At 33.9% G+C, this 20,334-nt stretch carries 9 protein-coding genes and 1 pseudogene; 2 read left to right on the top strand and 8 right to left on the bottom strand.

Going from position 1 to position 20,334, the window contains the following annotated elements; translation table 11 throughout:
• Window positions 1-121 precede the first annotated feature (121 nt).
• The 5 genes from OPR42_RS00110 to OPR42_RS00130 form a co-directional block, all read right to left on the bottom strand.
• On the bottom strand, window positions 122-3,277 hold the full coding sequence (locus tag OPR42_RS00110; protein ID WP_265041417.1) for a hypothetical protein: 3,156 nt from the start codon (window positions 3,275-3,277) through the stop codon (window positions 122-124).
• A 222-nt stretch (window positions 3,278-3,499) separates the two neighbouring features.
• Window positions 3,500-5,242: a hypothetical protein gene (locus OPR42_RS00115; RefSeq protein WP_265041418.1), complete on the bottom strand. Its 1,743-nt coding sequence runs from the start codon at window positions 5,240-5,242 to the stop codon at window positions 3,500-3,502.
• Window positions 5,243-5,285: 43 nt separating this feature from the next.
• Window positions 5,286-7,754, bottom strand: coding sequence for a hypothetical protein (locus OPR42_RS00120; protein ID WP_265041419.1), 2,469 nt, complete (start codon window positions 7,752-7,754; stop codon window positions 5,286-5,288).
• Window positions 7,755-7,986: 232 nt separating this feature from the next.
• On the bottom strand, window positions 7,987-9,009 hold the full coding sequence (locus OPR42_RS00125) for an IS110 family RNA-guided transposase (protein WP_264375440.1): 1,023 nt from the start codon (window positions 9,007-9,009) through the stop codon (window positions 7,987-7,989).
• A 191-nt stretch (window positions 9,010-9,200) separates the two neighbouring features.
• On the bottom strand, window positions 9,201-9,356 hold the full coding sequence (locus OPR42_RS00130) for a hypothetical protein (RefSeq protein WP_265041420.1): 156 nt from the start codon (window positions 9,354-9,356) through the stop codon (window positions 9,201-9,203).
• Window positions 9,357-9,937: 581 nt separating this feature from the next.
• On the opposite strand from OPR42_RS00130, the gene OPR42_RS00135 reads away from it, so the two are divergent.
• Window positions 9,938-12,622, top strand: a complete 2,685-nt coding sequence (locus OPR42_RS00135; RefSeq protein WP_265041421.1) for a TomO hydrophobic C-terminal domain-containing protein — start codon at window positions 9,938-9,940, stop codon at window positions 12,620-12,622.
• Between the two features lie 401 nt (window positions 12,623-13,023).
• Window positions 13,024-14,343 carry an IS4-like element ISWosp7 family transposase gene (locus OPR42_RS00140; protein WP_264336202.1) on the top strand — a complete coding sequence of 440 codons (1,320 nt, stop codon included), beginning with the start codon at window positions 13,024-13,026 and terminating at the stop codon, window positions 14,341-14,343.
• Window positions 14,344-14,384: 41 nt separating this feature from the next.
• Here the strand turns inward: OPR42_RS00140 and OPR42_RS00145 are convergent.
• From OPR42_RS00145 to OPR42_RS00155, 3 genes and pseudogenes are all read right to left on the bottom strand, one after another.
• Window positions 14,385-15,606: pseudogene (locus OPR42_RS00145) on the bottom strand (IS256 family transposase).
• 145 nt (window positions 15,607-15,751) lie between these two features.
• Window positions 15,752-18,097 carry a hypothetical protein gene (locus tag OPR42_RS00150; protein WP_265041422.1) on the bottom strand — a complete coding sequence of 782 codons (2,346 nt, stop codon included), beginning with the start codon at window positions 18,095-18,097 and terminating at the stop codon, window positions 15,752-15,754.
• Window positions 18,097-20,328, bottom strand: a complete 2,232-nt coding sequence (locus tag OPR42_RS00155; RefSeq protein ID WP_265041423.1) for a hypothetical protein — start codon at window positions 20,326-20,328, stop codon at window positions 18,097-18,099. Before OPR42_RS00155 ends, OPR42_RS00150 begins: the two co-directional genes overlap by 1 nt.
• Window positions 20,329-20,334: the final 6 nt, after the last annotated feature.

Here is a 20,334-nt window from a genome sequence, read left to right on the forward strand (position 1 = left end):
TACTTTTTTAAATAACTTGCACTTTTCAGACTCCCTTTTCTTAAAAATTCACCCTAGTATTTACCATAATTATCAATCACTTCAAATTTTTTGTCCAATCTTAACTTCTCTTTCCCTTAACTTAATGGCAGTGAGATTGACCTCTCCCCGAGAATGCAATTTCCGCTTTACTTCCTGTGCGGATTACTTTTAGATTATTATTAAAATTGATCACAGTACCATCTGACTGTAGTGAGAAATAAAACCTCATTCCACATGAACTACGATTTATATCATTTGAATTTAACTGTAAGGTATTTGAATCATTGGTTAAATGGTGTAATCGACCAGGGGAAATTTGCCAAGCATCAGCACTATCTATTTTCCAGCGCTCGTTAAATGAGTCAGGAGCAAAATCCTCGTAAAAACCGTTTTCAGGCTGAATTATAACGCTACTCTTTAGCTCTGTTATTTTACCGATACTTGAGGATTTAGTATAAGTACTAAGCTCCTCAAGCTCACCATATCCACTGATTCTTCCTACTTGCTTTTGATATTTATCATAAATCTGTCTCTCAACCAATCCGCTAGCACTTATCACTTCTTTCACCTGTTTGGTATATACATTAGCTTTAAAACTACTCTTCAGCGGAGAGAAACGAACGTGATCTACATCAATAGTAGTGTTTGTACTAGGAGCTATAACAATAGATGTTATTAATTTTATATCCTCTTTTTCTACTAGAGTTTTATTTGTCTGTACTTCATTTAAATTTTTTAAAATCTCTCTCGCATAAAATAAATCTACAATAACCTCTAGATAGAACCAATTACCCAGTTGCAACTTAACCTCACCAAGCGGTAAAACCGTCTCATTTTTGTTTTCAGCTGAAACAACTGCTTTTAGATAAGGAACAATATCACCAAGTTTAAACATTTCGCTGTGTGGCCTTACCCAGCATGATGCTATGTATTCCTGATTTTGATTATTTGGCTGAAACTTCCCTACCAAGGACTTTCCTGATAAGCTCAAATAGTTCCTTCCAGTAAATGAAAAACCTTCTCTTACTACATCATTCTCATCAAATACCCATTTCTTTTCAAATGTGGAATCCTTTTTACCAATTCTATTTATCTCATAACCTTCAAAGCCATAGTATCCAACTTCTTCATCTGCTATTTCGTAAGGAAAAAACTGTGCTATTTCTAGTCTTCCTGTTTTATCCAATAAGGTAGTGTTTAAGTATAAATTCTCCTTATCTACTGCAGTAGCATTAGCTTGCTTATCTTCAAAATTTACAGTTTTTATCAACTCTTTTTGTGAGTTAAAAATTCTTTTTTCTGTTCTAGATTGATTGCCAAAATCTCTGGTTTCTTCTATCCAACCAAAAGATCCCTTATCATTGCCTGGAACTACAAAAACATTTTCATAATATATAATATTACCTAACGCTTTTGCTTTACTATATTCATATCCAGTAATACGCTTATTACCATCATCAAAACTCACTGTAACTTGTGTAATAACAGGATCAGGAAATAAATGTCCAGCCTGTTTGCGAAAGACCAAAGTCTTACCACTATTTTCACTCGTTACCAATGTTTGATAACTACTGAATGGACTTAATTCCTCTGACCAAGACAATTCATCAGTTCTATTAATATTGCCATCATTTGCAAACTTAATCACGCTTACCCTTTGATCCCTTGGCTGATAAGCTAAGTAAATCGGATATCTGACCACAGTCTGATTCAATTGATTGACTCCTAGATTTTTAACCAGCTCCTCTTTATCATTTGACTTCTTATACAGCTTGATGGAGGAATTTAAATCTTCCTTTTTCAAAACAAATTTTTCACCAAGTGGAATAGAAAATTTCTCCTGTTTCAGCTCTTCTTCAGATACCGTACCTTCCTTCCAATTATCACCAGTAAAAGTGAGCTTGGTGTTGTTACATATCACCACTTGTGAATTTAGAAATGCAAGATACTTATAAGGATTTAGCAGAAAAGGCTTTTTTGCACGATCTTCTAGAGATTTAGTGACATCCTTGAGAACTTCATCTTTTTGATCATTTCTTCGATTAGAATTATCAGTTTGCTTATGTATTTCATCAACAATACTACCACGAACATCCTTAGCAACAACCTTCAATTTATCGTTAACAATTTGATAAGCAAGTTTGAAAGAACTTCCACTACCATTTTCCAACCAATCTGAAATTTGATTTAAATCATCTTGTAGAATCTTTTTTTGTTCGCGTTTAGCTAATTTGTAACTACTATCCAGAACAAATAAGTCTATTACAGAATAAAGCTTCATTCCCTCCGTTTTCCATCTATTTAGAAACAACAAATTATTACTAACTTGCAATGCATTACTTTTGAAGAATGCGAAAAAATCATCACGCCGCTTGCTATCTAAATCAAATTTATCTAATGTTTCCTCTATATCATTAATCACTCCGGGTATTGCTTCAATTGTATTATACCGCCACCGGTCTTCATAATCCTTATATCCTATTGACAAAAGATCGTTATCATAAAAGATAAACCCTCTACCAAACACTTTGAGCAATAGTGGTGCTTCTGACTCAGCAAAAGGTTTATCCTTTCTCCACTCTTTTGAATCTTTATTCCAGCTAATCACTTCTATAGCAGAGTCACGATCTACTACAACCATAAAACCCTTGCCAGGATTGATTGTTGTTTTTTCACTAAAAGTGTAAGATTTGGATAACCATTTACCTTCTTCTTGACGTAGTAAATGTAACTCTTGATCAGTACTATAAGATAAAACAACAGCAAGAAAACCACCTGTAAGAACAACCCCATAAGATTTTGCTCCACCCCTTCCTAACAGCGGCAATTTTGATGAATCTTTCCGTGCTAGAGAAGAGTACAACTCCTCTGTCACCTCTTGATTAAACATTCTAAGTACTACTCGCTCTTGTCTATCGAGATAACTCACAAGTACGCAATCATAGACATAATCTACTCTGTAGTCTTTCCCTACATCATACCTTTGCCCAATCCTCTCATTAACTGAAATTGAAAAGTCTTTTTCCAGCAATTGGTAGTCAAATTGAACACTTGCACCAGTTGGTAAAATAACTTTCTCCAACATATGTGATTTACTGTAAGAAAATTGTAGAATCGGCTGATTAGTGGAATCACCTTCTTGCTTAATTTTAGATAATAAACGCTTTCTGTCTTTTACTTCATAAACGAAACTGATATCTTGTTGATAGTTTGTAGTACTAACCTTATAGCCACTAAGATAACGAGTTTGCACCATTTGTGTATTGATATTGCCTTGCTTATCTACTATAGGAGGTAAATCATACTCACTTTTGTCTTTATCAGAGTAATTGAAGGTAATATTATTGCCCTGATCATCACTAATGGTCTTTAAGTAAATTTCCCTGGTAAAATTTTTACCACTTGCTACTTCAACGTTAATTGCGTCATACGTACAATGCAGAACATTATTATTTTCATCCTCTATTTGAGCTAAATACTAGACATTGGCAAATTGCTCTTGTCCTGTGGAGCTACTACCTACACCTCGCCAATTTTTCCATTTCAATCCCCAACCAACAGCTCCATTTTGAGCACCACCATAACTCTGCTTAACACCCTTGCTATCTATTTCCCATCTTTCTTTGTCTCTATAATAACGTACCTGTACATCAGATTGTTCATTCGATAATTTAAAGGAATAAACGTTATCAGTTGAATTTTTAGAATCAAATACTAGTTGCTGTGGCAAATCTTGCAGTATAATATAATACTTTTCATCTTCAGGAAAAATACTCGCTTGGTGATCTACCATTATAAAATTTTGTGGTAAGGACCAACCAAGCCCCAAATTACCAGATATTTGACTATTGCCATCATAAAACACATCTAACTTAAGATCAGATGAAAGATTTGATAAATCAATTAATGGCAATTTAAAATTTAGCTTTCCTGTATTTTTATTAACCCCATCGATGATCGAAGAGTAATCTAATTGATCCCTAAGTAAAAGATGAGGCTTTTCTTCTTCAAGATGAACCTTAGATACTTGTGGCACTACCTTTGATGTTGCCACCTGAGATGAAGTATTATGTATCTCCTCTTCTAATGAGAGTGAATCTTCAACTTCGGCAATATTTGCTGAGTGCAATTGATTCTTATACTTTGTAAGCACTATCGGGTGTTTTATAATCGGAGAACTAGCAGGGAAAACTTTCACCACACTGCTATGACGCTGAGAAATAGTAAGCTGAGAATTATCCAATAAGGACTGCCATTGATTAGTAAGATTATTAAATGAAAGTAAGTTTATCCCACTTGGCCCAGTAAAGAGCATATCCTCTCTGCCATCTAAATCTATGTCTTCAAATTGAATGGAATTTACATATTCTTGCCCCCAGCCCTTTAACTTTGAGAACGAAGACTGATAATCAATCAGTCCATAATTGTTGACGCTACTATCATATTGATGGACAAATAATCCACTAGAATTTAACAAAACGATATCACGATAAGACTGCCCTGTTAAATTAGGAAAGAACAACTCCTCTTCAGAATCATCAGGTTTGGCACTACTTGGTACTTGCATCAGATGTTCTAGTCGGTGAGTTTGATTGAATGAGTATATATTCAGACCATTATTACCATGAATAATAATATTTTCTTGGCCACTATGCTTTAAGTCAGATAAGGCAAATTTAGCTTGAGAAAAATTACCAGAGATGGTATAATCATACTTAGGTGTATGAATTGGATATTGCTGTTTCTGAAGCAAATCCTTCACAACCACAAAGAGCTTTGTGCCATAGTTTCTTCGATAAGTTAATATTCCAACCAAGCCTTGATTACGGTAAAAATGGCCAAACTTTATAATACTGCCAGGTTCATTCCAGTCACGAACGCTACCAAAACCATTGTTCCTAAAATTCTCAGTTCTATTTAAGAGACTAAACTCGTTATTCTTATGCTGGTAAAAACTAATTCCTTCTTTGGTTTTTGCAATCAACATCAGTTCTCCATTTCCTAACACGTCAGCAAAATAGATTTGTTGAGCATGAAGACCTCTCATGGAGAGTGTCTCTTTCCAAGTATTGTTGTCATACCGATAGCCATTCAGTCCTTCCTTATGAAGAGCATACAATTGTAAAGGGTCACCACTTCGAGAATTATCTTGATAGAGTTGTACCCCTTCATCAAAAGGAAGTACTTGCTTGGCAAAGCTTAACTTATAAAAATTTGGCATAGAAAATCTCTTGAAAAATAAAAAAGCCGAGGGAAATAAGTGGTTACCTCGAAATAAAAGAAGAATTTTTCCCTGTCGTTTTCTCTAGAGCAATATCGCTTAGGTAAGAAGAAGGCTCTGAGTAGCTTTGTACATCACGACGCCTGCGCATATTGCTACAGTCCTCAATCTCCCACATGCATAAAGGTGTTTCCCGTCCTCCTTCCGCTACATTATTTCTTTCGTCGTCATATGGTTCAACACTTCTGATACACAAACCAGATGTATATTTGTACTTATTGGTATGAAGTATATTAACACCAGAGTTAGTGAGGTTAAGCTTCCATTTATAGGGTTGAAAATTTTCGCGAGGCAAAGTAAACGCATTACCAATCAAGTCATAACCCATATCACCAGCAGATAAATATTCATTATGCTGAGTATTCCTTATGTAATAATCCGCATTATCACGTTCAAGTTGCCATACACCCTGTGTAACCTTCTCGTTTTTATACCGCCAAGTAAATACCCTACGCTTACCTTCGTACTTAAAACCATCTGAAGCAGCATACAAATACTCATTATATCCAACATTTTTAATACATACTTTTTCCGCAAATATAGCAACCTGGAGCTGCTTGGGAAGCTCATTTTTTAACCCTAGAGCCACAAACCTCTCTCCTGGCGAAAGACCACAAACTACACCATTCACTAAGTCCTTAATACAGCGGGCTAACTCAAGTGCTGCAGGATCATAGTCAAGATGACCTTGAGCTTTCATTTTTTTTAGTATGGCTTCGTACCCATACCTACGGGAAGTACATTCACTTTGGTATATAAAGTCCAATATTACACTTTCCGTACTTACTTTGCCATATACGTTATCAATGACCTCTGTAATAAAATCTTTAAATAACTCTCCATTCAGTGAAAAAATCGCATTAGATATTTTAAAAACATCTCGATCTCCTTTATCATAAGTCTTGTTCTTCATAGCATCGCTTAACTCTTTTACTGCCATATCCCTTATTGAGCCTTTCAAACTGTTCAAAAAAGCAGTAGCGTTCTTCATAGTGTCAGAGTCGGCATTTTGTTGGTTAATAACCTTTGATTTTATATCCTTAGCTAACTCAATTACTTTTAAAACATCACTATTTCTAGTGTCCCTTAACTCATAATCTAAAGCTTTGTAAACCCAAAGTATTAACTTGGTATCTCCAATACCCTTACCAAACTCAAGCAACAAAGGAAAGTTATCTATCCGGCCACTATATACATTTTTTACTATATTAGAAGTTTCAGTTTCATTATTAATCTGTGCTAGTTTTTTTTCTGCATCTTTAAACTTCCTTGCTTCTATATCCCTAGTACATTCAACATATAGGTACTTTCGCTCATTTTCTTGAATTGTTTCCTTCAAATTTTTGACTTGTTTTTCAAGATTTTCCACAATTACCTTCAGCCCGGATATTTCACCATCTCTTTGTGTTAGTGTTTGATTAAACCGCCTTTTCATATCATTGAACGATCGTTGTAAAAAAAACAGTTGCCCTTCAAGCGGGGAGATTTGTTCTTTGTAACGTTTATCAGAAGCAGAAGAAGAATTCTTTATCTCCTCAATCTCCTTTTTTAACTCTCTCACTTTATTTTCAAGCCCAGTAACTATTTCCCCTTGATCCTCTGGAACAGTTTCCATCTCTGAAAGTGACTCGTTAGCAGAGCGTTTAGAGCGTTGGCTCTTTACATACGTTAAAACTTCTACCAGCTCATCGGTGTCTCTTAAATCTTTAAACTCACCTCTAGGTATTTTTGTAAACATACCATTAAGGTTTTGTGCAACAACTTCAACTTCTTTTCTTACCTTGTTACTATTCCTAAAATTGCTACTTTTGGAAACACTATGGATAGAAACATTTTCATTTATTCTCCCTTCAAACTCAGATAAATTAGAAAGATTATTATCAAAAGACAAAGTATCATTTCCTATAGCAAGTCCAGTAGAATTACTCATTTGAATATTAGCAGCGCTAGCAAAAGCTGATTGAGCGGCTAAAAACAGAGTTAATGCTTGTCCGGGATTACTAAAAAGCAACTTGCTAATATTCCTTAACTTATAATTGTTATTTCCCCTTTTGCTTACAGTAGCTTTATCTAGAATTGGCGATTCACTAATAACCCTTTCAGGGCTCACGTTTTTTAAGCTTCTATCATCCAATAGAGATTTATAATACTCACCTTCCTTTCTTCCTAAGTTAGCTTCACCTTCGATACATTCTTTTAATAGTGCAGGTTGTGACTTTAACTCTTCTCTAAATTCACTTCTTATTCCCTTCAATACTTTGAGATAATTACCTGCATTACTAAAATTAGATATAAAATCTTCTAATTCCCCGAGTCCATTCTCATAAATGACAGGAGACAAACTATATTTACCTATTAACCCCTGCAACTTAACAAGATTAGCTTCAACTATACTTTCTGATACTCCTAACTCTAGCTGTTCCTTTATCTCCTCTATACTCGCTCTAAACATTCCTTCCCAAACTTGTTTATCAAGATAATTAACTTGATCAAATGTTTTGGCAAAGTAATCACGAGGAAGATACCGTCTTGTCAGTCAACAAGAAAATTATAGAAATTGAATCTTAAGCTGTATTACGAAATCAAAAAATACTTTCTATCAACATATACACTAACCAACTACATTAAATAAATTTGTGTAAAATGCTATTTTACATAAGATAGAAAGTACGCATTTTTTGATTTTAAAGTACTAAATTCTCCTCCAACCGCTTTGCCCTGTAATTCTTGATATGGTCAGGATTAAAAGCACTTTTGGATTTTAGAACACCGAAAATGATATGGAGTAGCTTACGCATTGCAGCACCAACGATAGCCATATTATGCTTACCCTTTTCCTTTAATCTCTGGCAAAAACTAATAATGATAGGATTGTGATTCTTAGCTACTATAGCAGGAAAGAAAAGTGCTTTACGTAATGTTTGTGAACCGGATTTACTTAATCTGGGTTTGGCATATACAGAGGAACCTGACGTCATATTTCGTGGTATAACTCCTGTATATGCTGCCAATTGCCTGGCATCTCTAAAAACCTCTATGTCAGGAACTTCAGCTAAAATAGCTATTGCTGATTCTTCTCCTATTCCTGGAATAGTCAATAGAAGTTGAAAATTTTCCAACAATTCTTTATGTTGATTTAATAGTTCACGTACGGAGTTTTTTATTGTTTCTATTTTTTGAGCTATATTCATTGCAAGGTCTTCCCAAGCACTTGCAACTTCTTTAAGCAGTCTCTCTTTTTTTTCTAAGTGGTTATTTACTAATGTTAACTCATCTTTTAACGCAACTGAGCAACGATAAAGATGTTTTAATTTTTTCATTTCAGGAGAAGGTGGTGTCCAACTAGAAGGTTCCTGTCTTTGGCAATAATCAGCAATAACTTCTGCATCGGTCTGATCATTCTTTTGTCGTATCAGCTTACTCCTTGCATAAGATTTTATGCAATAAGGATTTACAACACTAACAGAATGTCCAGCGTTGTGCAGAAACTCAGCCAAAGCTTCGCTATAACAACCAGTAGCCTCCATGCAGGCTTTTACTTCTTCTACATTATGTTTTTGTAGAAAGCTAAGTAAACCTTGAAACCCAGAATCCTCGTTTTTAAAACTCCTTTTTCTAGTTTCACATCTTCCTTTTTTGCTTATGAACGAGAGAAAAACATCAAAGCGATCTTTCGATACATCTATACCTAAAAAGTTGTTGATCATATATAACCCCATGCGTTACCATTAAAAATGAAAAGTAAGGCTAGTCTTGTGAATACAGAATTAGAACCATTTAGGTTTTTCTACGATACCGTCCAGCCTGTACTCTTGAGAAGAGAACTCTTATCTACCTTACAGATTTTATATCTAAGACCACTGACAGAGTTCTTCTCTTCTCCATCTAATGCTTAAGCTTAAAACATTAGATGCTTTTTACAAGATACAAGACCATTAATTAAATTCAAAAACCAACGTGAGGTAGCTTGATCAATTGAAGACATAGTATTACCCACAAGACCGATAGCCCAATTTTTCCACTCATTTAGACTTGGCTTTTTACTTGCAAACATATAAACCTCTATAATATTCTAAAGGTAGAATAATAAGAATTATGATGAATGCAACATTTTTTTATTCGAATTGAAATTTTTTTTATGATAGACTTATTGCAATTTTCCTATCTCATTATCAAATGATAGACTATTAATTTATCAATATATTATATTAAAAACCTAGGTAATTTGGCCATTTTCAGCACTCAAAACCAGGAAACGTGAGAAGTGTTTTTCTTGGAATCAATTGGTCTACCATGTGTACCGTTCGAACTTTTCTATATAGTAATTTTACTATACCGCAAAACCAGCTATAATAGCCTACTTCAGCTAAATTCACATATGAACCAATTTGTCTAAATTTGTTGTAAAGATTTCAAGCTTCTATTTTCACAATCCTGCTTTTATTTGAGCTGCTCTCACAAAGGTAGGCACTTTTCTTGCGTCTTTTAAAAGAGTAAATGATCAAATTTGTTGTAACGCTATAGAATCCAGTATTTTCTGCAAACTATAATATAGTTCAGTTAATATATTAGTAAAGTTGACAATTGTTAAAATATTAATTAGAATATTAATTAAGTAATATTAACAAGGTAAAAATGAATTTCATTCAGTATACTAGAGGAAACAGATTACGTTTGCATGATCAAGAAGTAGATATCAATAAATTGATAAGCTTTTTGCAAGAGAACAAAAATATTATAGAACTTTCTCTCAGTTCTTGTAAGATTGGTAACGAAGGAGCAAAAGCTTTAGCTAATAGTAATCTTACAAACCTTACTGAACTTGATTTACATCGCAATAATATTGGTAAAGAAGGAGCAAAAGCTTTAGCTAATAGTAATCTTACAAACCTTACTAAACTTGATTTGTGGTTTAATGATATTGGTAAAGAAGGAGCAAAAGCTTTAGCTAATCTTACAAAGCTTACTCAACTTAATTTGGCAGATAATGATATTGGTAAAGAAGGAGCAAAAGCTTTAGCTAATCTTACAAAGCTTACTCAACTTAATTTAAGTTACAATAATATTGGTAACGAAGGAGCAAAAGCTTTAGCTAATCTTACAAAGCTTACTCGACTTGATTTAAGTTACAATAATATTGGTGCAGAAGGAGTAGAAGCTTTAGCTAATGGTAATCTTACAAAGCTTACTCGACTTTATTTAAATGACAATAATATTGATGCAAAAGGAGCAAAAGCTTTAGCCGAATCTGAGAAATACTGCGAATTCATAGATAAAATTACTCAGATAGAAGGTAATAACGAACCTATGGGTTTTTGTAAACGTCTGAAAAAATTATGGTCTCAAGCAAGAGCAAAATCTAAGAGTAATGTTCGCAAGCTAGATGAAAGCACTATAAGGAGTTTGTTTTTTGATCTTGCACAACACGGTTATACAGGGGGAATAGAGGTTTTGCTGGATGACTATGATAAATATCCTTTTCTAATTAATTCAAGAAATGAGCAAGGACACACACTATCTCATTTCTATAATCACGACCCTGGAATGCAAAGGTTTTTCTTTGAACGTGGTATGATACCTAAACAAAGACCTGAACAAAAAAGAGATGACTTGCGCATTGTACAAGACCGTCAATCTGTCCATGCAAGTCCAGCAGTTAAAAAAACAAACTTTCTTGCTAAAAAACTGGTTGAATCGACGAAAGCAGATGAAGAACAGTTAAAGCAAGCAGCTACTTCTTACGTAGAAAGTATAGAACTACTTAAACAATATCAGAATGATCCAATAAGACTAAATCTTCTTAGTGTAAATGACAAAGAAAAAAGAAGTGTGATGGAGAAAACATTAGGTGATAATCCTGTGCCGAATGATAAAGATTTTATTGGGGATATTATTGATAAAGTTAAGGAAGCACTAAAAAAGAAGTATTTAAAAAAGAACTCCCACGATGAATATGACCAAGGATATCCTACACAAGGATTACAATATGATTATACAAAAGATGATGCAAAAATTACTATACCTGAATCTATAGGCCGTATAAAACTACTTATTGATAATTTTTCCATTCCATTGAAAGAAAAAAAAGAATTGCTAGTTACTCTCATTGCACAAAACCAAGATTTAGTAATGAGCAAACTCTCTTCAGTAAAAAGAGAACTTGGAGATTTCGATACAGAACAACTTGATAAAACGAAACTACATACATTGTTAAATGATATAGACGACAATAAAAAAGTAGATGTGTTATTTAAAGAAATCAGTGATCTAGATATAGAAAAGATCTGGAGAGAGCAAAAAGAGTTCATTCTTCTAAAACAAATATATATAGCGTCAACAACATATGGTGAAGGTAGCAGTGCCTGCATTCAAGGTACATGGAGTCAAATTATTAATAGTATAGACGAAATTAGCTCTGAGATCTTGGAACAATATGATCATTATTTAGAAGAAGAACTAAAGCTAGAAGAACAGAAAAATGCTATTACAGAAGAGAACATTAAACCATTTCTGGAAGGTTTGGCTAAGAATCTAGTTCAACATGCGGAATCTCATCCAGAATTGAAAGAAGCTCTTAAAGATTTTGCTGTGTGCAATGTAAATATTGATGATCCTGAAGAAATTACCTTTGAACAGCAAAAAATTTTAGCAGAGATAAATAAATATTTTAGTGAATATATTAAAAATGCTTTACCGAATTACAATAGAAATATACCAAATAATGATGAATACAAACTTATCATCGAGAAACTGTCAGAGGTAAAAGAAATGCAAGATTTTGCACAAGAGCCATCTAATCAGCAGGAGAATACCATAAGAGAAACGGAAGCTCAAATTGATGAGAATAGTGAGGATAAGTTTTTTGATGCAGAAAATTATAATAAAAGTCGTGCAACTATTAGAGAAAGCGACACAGATGAAGAATTTAAAGATGTTAATGAGTCAATTTTTCTAGAGGAAAATAATACACAATTAGTTCCAGAAAGATTACACTCAGAAACTTCAGTTGTAGCAACAGATCAAACAAATGGTATTCAAAATAATAATCAACAGCCAGGTAATTTAAATAATGATGCTTCACGAAGTAAAGAAAAAAATAAACGGCCTACTGTATGTGCTTTCACATTAGCAATAGCTGGAATTATTTCAGGAATAGCTATTGCAGTTTACTCAGGAATGTTAGCGGTAGGAATAGCAGTTGGAGCTTGTTGTCTTGTTGCTGCTGCGATCATATACTGTTGTAGTGGGCCTTCAAATTCACTTGAAAAGAGCAGTGCTGAAGCTGCAACTAATAAATGTTGTTTAGAGGCTCCGAACTAAATGAAATGGGGTAGCAGAGAAGTTAAGAGAGACTCTTTTGAAGAATGTTCCATATTGGATTTTAAGTGATTAAAAGTATTGTTGGCCAATTTCATCTATGAACTAATTCGCCTAACTTTGTTGCAATAATTTAAATCTTCTATTTTTAGAACCTTATTTTTACGCGGCTTGTTCTCACAAATATACGATCTTTTTTGTGATTTTCAGAAAAGTAAAGAAGTCAATAAATGAATTTTTTGTGATGCTAAATGAGATAACCTTTTGAAAATATTCAACCAGGGAGTGTTCTGTAAACCATACGCGTCAAGTTAAGGAACTGTGGTAATAAACTTAGTGTAAGGAAGAGAAAAAGAAGATATAAGTTCTCTTAAATTTAACAAAGAAAACGGAGAACTTATACAATGAAAAGAATAGTTTGCATCTCAAAAAAGCTCAAAGAATTTTTTAATGAAAAAGCAGATAAAATCTCAGCTACAACAGGGTTCATAAAAAGAAAGAGGAAGCTAAAAGGCTCGTCGTTCATAAAAGCCATCGTTTTGGGTAATATAGGGGTTGATAATTGTAGTATAGAGACAGTGTGTCAATTATTGAATGAAGACTCGATAAATATAACAAAACAAGGTCTGGACTTTAGATTTACCAAGGAAGCAGTGGAATTCATGAAAAGAATGTATAATGAATCTTTAACGTTACTTAAAAATACCTTACAAGTTGATTGCAGAATCTTGAAGCACTTTGGAGGTGTTAAATTATTAGACAGCAGCTATATTAGCTTACCTAACAGTATGGAAGACATGTATAAAGGTTATGGTACCAGCTACAGTGGTTATGAAAGCAATACTAAGTCTGGAATAAAGTTACAATTAGTTTTTGACTACCTAAATCAGACATTAGACCAGCTTAATATAACTGAAGGAATAAGGTCAGATCAGGGTTATAGAAGCCATTTAAGCAATATATCGAACAACGATTTACTAATATCTGATTTGGGTTATTTTGTGCCAAGTTCTTTTAAACAAATCAATGAAATAGGAGCTTATTTCATAAGTCGTTATAAATCCGATACTAACATATATGATATAGAGACAGGTCAAAAAATAGATTTACTAGAACATTTGGGAGATCGATCTTTTCTAGAACAGGAGGTATTGTTAGGAAAAGAGACAAGGGTTAAAGTAAGAATTATATTTAAAAAACTAACTGAAGAACAAGCTATGGCTAGAAGAAGAAAGGCTAATAGGTTAGCAAGATCACATGGATACACATCTTCTCAAAGGAACCAAAAGTTACTAAATTGGTCGATATTTATAACTAATGTTCCAAAAAGTAAGATTAATGCTGAGCAAATACTAGTAGTTTACCGAATAAGATGGCAAATTGAATTATTGTTCAAATTATATAAGAGTAATATAAGGCTTGATAAGCTCAGAGGAAAGCCATACAGAGTATTATGTGAGCTATATGCCAAATTGTGTGCAATTCTTATATTTCATGGAATAGTGGGTTGCACAGAACTGAAAAAAAATACGGAGCTTAGCTTAACAAAGGCATTTATTGAGCTAAAAAGACGGGTTAGAGAGTTATTTTTAGCACTAAATAATAAAATTAAAGGCTTAAATATTTTTCTCAAAAAGCTTACCATAACTTGGTCGCAATTTTCATTAAAAGACAAGTACAGAAAAACTAGGGTATCCACCTTAACTTCTCTAAATTTGCTTTAACTTGACGCGTATGGTTCTGTAAACTGTGTCAAACCGCATTTTTAATTCAACTCAATTTTCAATCTGTTCGGAAAGAAAATATCAAGTTGAGACACGGTTAATGCCCAATTTTGTACAGACATTGTCCATTTCTCTTCCACCTTTTTTATAGCACAATATACCTGTTTGTACAAGGCACTTATGCTGGCCTTGGTTTTGGTAAATTTTCTGATTTGTCTATGCAGGCCCTCAATTGGATTTGTAGTGTAAACCAGCCTTTTCACTGGGTCAGAATACTTAAAATAGCCAGACAAATTTTCCCAATTATTCTGCCAAGACTTTATAACCATTGAATATTTCGTGCCCCATTTTTCATCCAGCTCCAGCAAATAATTTTCAGCAATTTCCTTGTTTGAAGCCTGATATATTTTCTTCAAATCGCTCATAAAACTTTTCACATCTTTGCTAGACACATATTTCAGCGAGTTCCTTATCTGATGCACTATACATAGCTGCACCTCTGCATTAGGGAACACGCTATTTATAGCCGTAGGAAAGCTTTTCAGCCCATCTACACAAGCAATTAGAATATCCTCTACACCCCTTTCTTTGAGGTCATTTAACACACCGAGCCAAAAGTTAGCTCCCTCACTTTCAGCCAAATAGAAGCCCAAAACCTCCTTTTTGCCTTCTTGCTAATATGTTATACATGCATTTGCTTACACACCGTCCGTCTTCTTTGACTTTGAAGAACATGCCGTCCATGAAAACTATCGGATATACAGACTGCAGCGGTCGACTGCGCCATTCATTTATCACTGGCAGTAATTTGTCGGTAATGCTTGATATCTCTGCCGCTGATATTTTGTGGTCATAAATTTCTTCAACATGCGATGCTATATCTTTGTAGCCCATGCCACTTGCAAACATACTCAGGATCTTTTTTTCAAGCTCAGGATGTAGATTAGTTTGCCTTTTCTTAACCGCCTGAGGTTCAAAACTCCCATTTCTATCTCTTGGCGTGAAGAGTTCAAATGATCCTGAACTTGTATTCAAAGTCTTTGAATTTCTACCATTTCTTCGGTTGTTTTCTTCGCTTTCAGTTGACAAATGGTTTTCTATCTCACCTTCCAGGCTCACCTCTAGCAGTTTTTTTATAAATGGTGTTAATGCACCATCTCTTCCTGTCAATGGTCTTCCTTCTCGTATAGATGATAAGATATTTGTTTCTAATTCTTTATAGTCTACCAAACCGGTAGTTCTATTTGCTATTTTTTGACTCATGTCAAACCTCCATTTTTTATATCAATTTATTACTTTACTTCTCGGTTTGACACAGTTTATTTAACACTCCCTTCAACCAATAAAAAAGCTTGTATCTCCTACCTAGTGCTCCCCCTTGCATACTTGAAAAAACTACTCAAAAAACTTATACACCAGCCCCACTGCCTTTCCCAATTCCTGCACTTGCACCTTGGCTTACATTTACATCACTAAGCGAAGTACCTTGATTTGAGAAACCTCTTACTCCTACCTCAATTATCTCAGCACTTACTCTTCCTTCTTTTATTATTTGCTCTCTATTGATTTTTATTTCCTCTATTATTGTATCTATTACCTGGTCTGGAGATCCTCTTGTACAACTTATAGCTGCTTTTATAATTTTGTCTTCACCTTCCTCACCTATTGCACCTTGTAGTTCTTCATCAAGTCCTGCTAATTTTCTAGCGCAAACCTTAACTGCTTTTTTCTCTAAGTTCTTTTGTTCCAATTCTTGTTCCAACTGTCTTACCCTTCGAGCCGCTTGTTCTGCCCTCTGAACCGCTTGTTCTCTACTTTGTTCTGATGCTCTAGTTCTAACTTCTATTTCTTCTATGCGCCTCCTTATATCATTTGATTCTTCTATTGCTTTTTTTGTTCTTTTCTTTTCTTTTTCAAAAAAGGTTTCTTTTTTCTCAAACTTTTTTTCAAGCAACTCTGTTAACTGATTTAGCGCAAAAACTGATATACTTCCTATTTCTCTCCTTTTTGGATTGCCACCGTTGTAATACTGACCTACCACCTCTTGTAACCCTTTGCCATTTTCCTTATTATAATAATAATTTACCATAAGGTTTGCAAATTTGAATAATTCCTGACACGAGAGCTTTTTTATATACTCCTTACTTATTTCAGTAAATTCAGTTTCATCTGCTCCTAACACAAATTTCTGTTGCTCAAAAAAATCACTATTATCCCAACGGAAACAATTTTCTATATTCTCACACAATTTTATTATCAATTTGTAGTATGAATTTATCAAATCAGAATACTCCAATATTGGCTCTACAAATACTTCATCAGGTTGTACTTTATCTTTTTTGTGACTCTTTAATATTTTATATTGTGTTTCACCTTCTTTTAATAACTTACCCACTTCCAATTTTATTATCTCCAACTCTTTACAATTTTTACATTCCTTACTTAACGATTTTAGATTTTCTATCCAAATCTCTTCATAGAATTTTTGATACTCTTCATTACGTTGTTCAAATTTCTTTCTTATCTCTTTTGTTGAGTCAAGAATGTTTCTTGCTTCTCTTATAGACATTTCCTCATCAAGTATCTTTTTCACAAAACCTAAGTTATTTTTTAATGGCTTTATATAGTGTTCTCTTACTTCTTCCAAATATTGATTCCTTGATTCCATTAACCTTCCTTCTTCCCAATACGCTATATAATGCAACTTATTACATGCAGCTATATTGATTATCTTAAATAAATCTTGACCGCTATTAATTAGATTGACTGAAATTTCTCCAAATAATCTATATATGTAACCATACCCTTGCTTTTCTTTCATTACATAATCATGTACATTATTTAGTGCTTTCAGTATTGCATTAATTCTCTGTTGCATACTATTTGCATTTTGTATACCTGCTTGCACATCTGGATGATACTTTAACGATAGTCTCTTAACATCATTAATTCTATCCTTAGCATATCTATTATGTTCTTCTTTGCTCTTTTTACCCGCTTCTACATCTTTCAGGCTTATATCAAGATTCATCAGTAACCATTTTAATTCAAATGACTCCAGTGCTTCGTTTAAAGTGGTATTAGAATCATTATCAATGTTATTACTTAAAATAACTGCCCTAATCAGACTACTAAACTTATCTGCTATTGCTAGCGTTCCTACTTCTGCAGTATGTCTACCAGCAAGATAAGAAGAACCTGCAGCTATAATTCCTGCTACACATATTGTTACTCCTGCACCTAATGCCGTAGCTCCTGCTCCTAACATTTTTTTTCCCATATCTTTTCCAGCATCTAGCATGTATCCCTCCTTTGTTAGCTGTTGATAATTATAAATATATCCATATTGAACAATATGCCATTGATGTACTATCACATTTGTAAATACACTAAGCACTAATCTCTGCAAAAAAGAGTAGCTATCGTAATTTATCGCTCTTTCACACTGTTCTTTAGTTAGCTCAACATCTTTGATTTTTTTGCTCCATGGCCACCACCAATAAACTCTCATTTCACCAAATGCTTCAAGTAACATCAGGTATTCATTTTCTGATACCTCACCATTTTTATTCTTTTGTAGTAGCACCTTAGAATCAAAACCCTTTTGTTTGCACAGATACTCAAATAAACTAGGACCAAACTCCCATAAAAGTACCCGATATTTCCTATGCTCAGAAAATCGCCTAATTATATTGTTTTGCCACACAGATAAACTAACACTACCAAATGTATATTCAGGAAAAATTGGTTCCATTAATTTCTTCCAATTCCTGCACTTGCACCTTGGCTTACATTTACATCACTAAGCGAAGTACCTTGATTTGAGAAACCTCTTACTCCTACCTCAATTATCTCAGCACTTACTCTTCCTTCTTTTATTATTTGCTCTCTATTGATTTTTATTTCCTCTATTATTGTATCTATTACCTGGTCTGGAGATCCTCTTGTACAACTTATAGCTGCTTTTATAATTTTGTCTTCACCTTCCTCACCTATTGCACCTTGTAGTTCTTCATCAAGTCCTGCTAATTTTCTAGTGCAAACCTTAACTGCTTTTTTCTCTAAGTTCTTTTGTTCCAATTCTTGTTCCAACTGTCTTACCCTTCGAGCCGCTTGTTCTGCCCTCTGAACCGCTTGTTCTCTACTTTGTTCTGACGCTCTGTTGCTAGCTTCTGACTCTGCCAGTCTTACACTCTCTTCACGTCTCTCTGCTTTTTCTACCTCTTCAAACTTGTTTTTTGACCATTCACCTACATCTGTACGATAATCAGGTCCTGTTAATATTTTCTCCCATGCTGGACTCCAGGTTATTGTACGAGAAACATATCTACAAAACTGAGCAACATACATTGATTTGGGCAGATCATTATAATCATATAAAATCGTAAGAAAGTTCTTGTATAATCTCTTAAGGTATGGATTGTTAGATTTTCTTACTTCCTCTTCTATCTCATTTATATAATCCACTATTACTCTATCACATCCTGTTCTTATTGCTAAGTAACCAACCTCAATACACTCATAAAGTTTAGCATATGCCTCTTCACGATCTTTTTCAGATGGCTCAGCTTTACCTACAAAGAATTCTACAATTGAACCAAAAAATGAGGTATTACGAGTATTAATATTTTCTACGCAACTTTTCAATAGACTCATGAACTCTCTTTCACCCTGACCACCTATCTCATTTAGTAATGGTACCTTTTCCCCACTTTTCACAAAAGAACCTTCTTCAGAAGGAGTTTCTGATACTAGCTTAAGTAAATCTACTTCTTCCTTTCCTATAATCGAAAAATCAAATAGCAATTTATGAACCTTTCTCATTACCGTAAAAATCGATTTATCTATTAGAGCTTTATATTCTCCCCCCAATCTTTGCAACCTCTCCTTTATTGTAATTGATTGATTTGTTCTAGGATCTATAATACAACTTGCTAATAAAGACGCACCATTGACTATCAACACGCTTATGATATGCATACTAGGTTGATCTTTATCAGCAGCATATTCCATATACTCTTTCAAAAGTTCATGCCGATTGTTTTTCTTGACCTCTTCCTTTATTCTTTCTTTTATTATTCCAACCTTTTGCTCCTTATCTCCCTCTATGTTGTTGAATTCTTGATATAAAGGATGACATCCTTCTTCAATTGCAGCATTAAGTACGTTATCGATTAATTTATCATAAACTTCTTCAATAAATTCACCATTACGTATTCCATTCACTACTTCTTTACTAATACTGGTTAATATCGACCTTAATTTATTATCACCATCCCTTAAACCATCAAGCTTTTTTACTAGTGATTCATTACCTTCATATAAAAGACGAATTGCCTGACCATTTCTAATTCTCAACTGATATTCTTGAGTAATCTTTGTATACATATCACCATATACTTTATTATAATGGTCGGATACATCTAACTTTAATACTGGCTGCAAAGCAAGGTTACTCTTAAACGCTTCAGTAATTTCCTTTAAACACTTATTTCCTTCTGTATAATCATCGCCATCATAAGAGTAAACAAATCTTCCTGCTGGATCAAACATGTCTTGCACGTTGAATACTTGATATTTATTTTCTACAGTTTCATGCTTAAAACCCTTATATCTTTCTAGTATTTCCCGCTCCACATTTTCTAATTCTTTATTTACTTTTTCTACATCATAATTACTTGCTCTTACATCTAAAAGTTCATCAGGCTGTGCAATGTTACTTCTGGTCGGTAACCTGCCATGTATAAGACGGCCGAAGTTTTTGTCTAAAACTTGCTTTTGTGCAGCAATTATATTAATAGGCAATTGATATTTTAAAGTTTGAGTTATCCCAATAATTTTATAAGAAAGTATGGAGTGAGTAAGCCAATCTTCCCATAATTGACAATATTTAGTGCTCAATAATATCTGCAGTAACTTAGGATCATTTCTATCTATCGCTTCTTTTACCCGTTCATTAAATTGCTTGTCAAAAAAATTAGGCATACTACC

The sequence above is a fragment of the Wolbachia endosymbiont (group B) of Melanostoma mellinum genome, from assembly GCF_947251465.1.
Classification (GTDB): domain Bacteria; phylum Pseudomonadota; class Alphaproteobacteria; order Rickettsiales; family Anaplasmataceae; genus Wolbachia.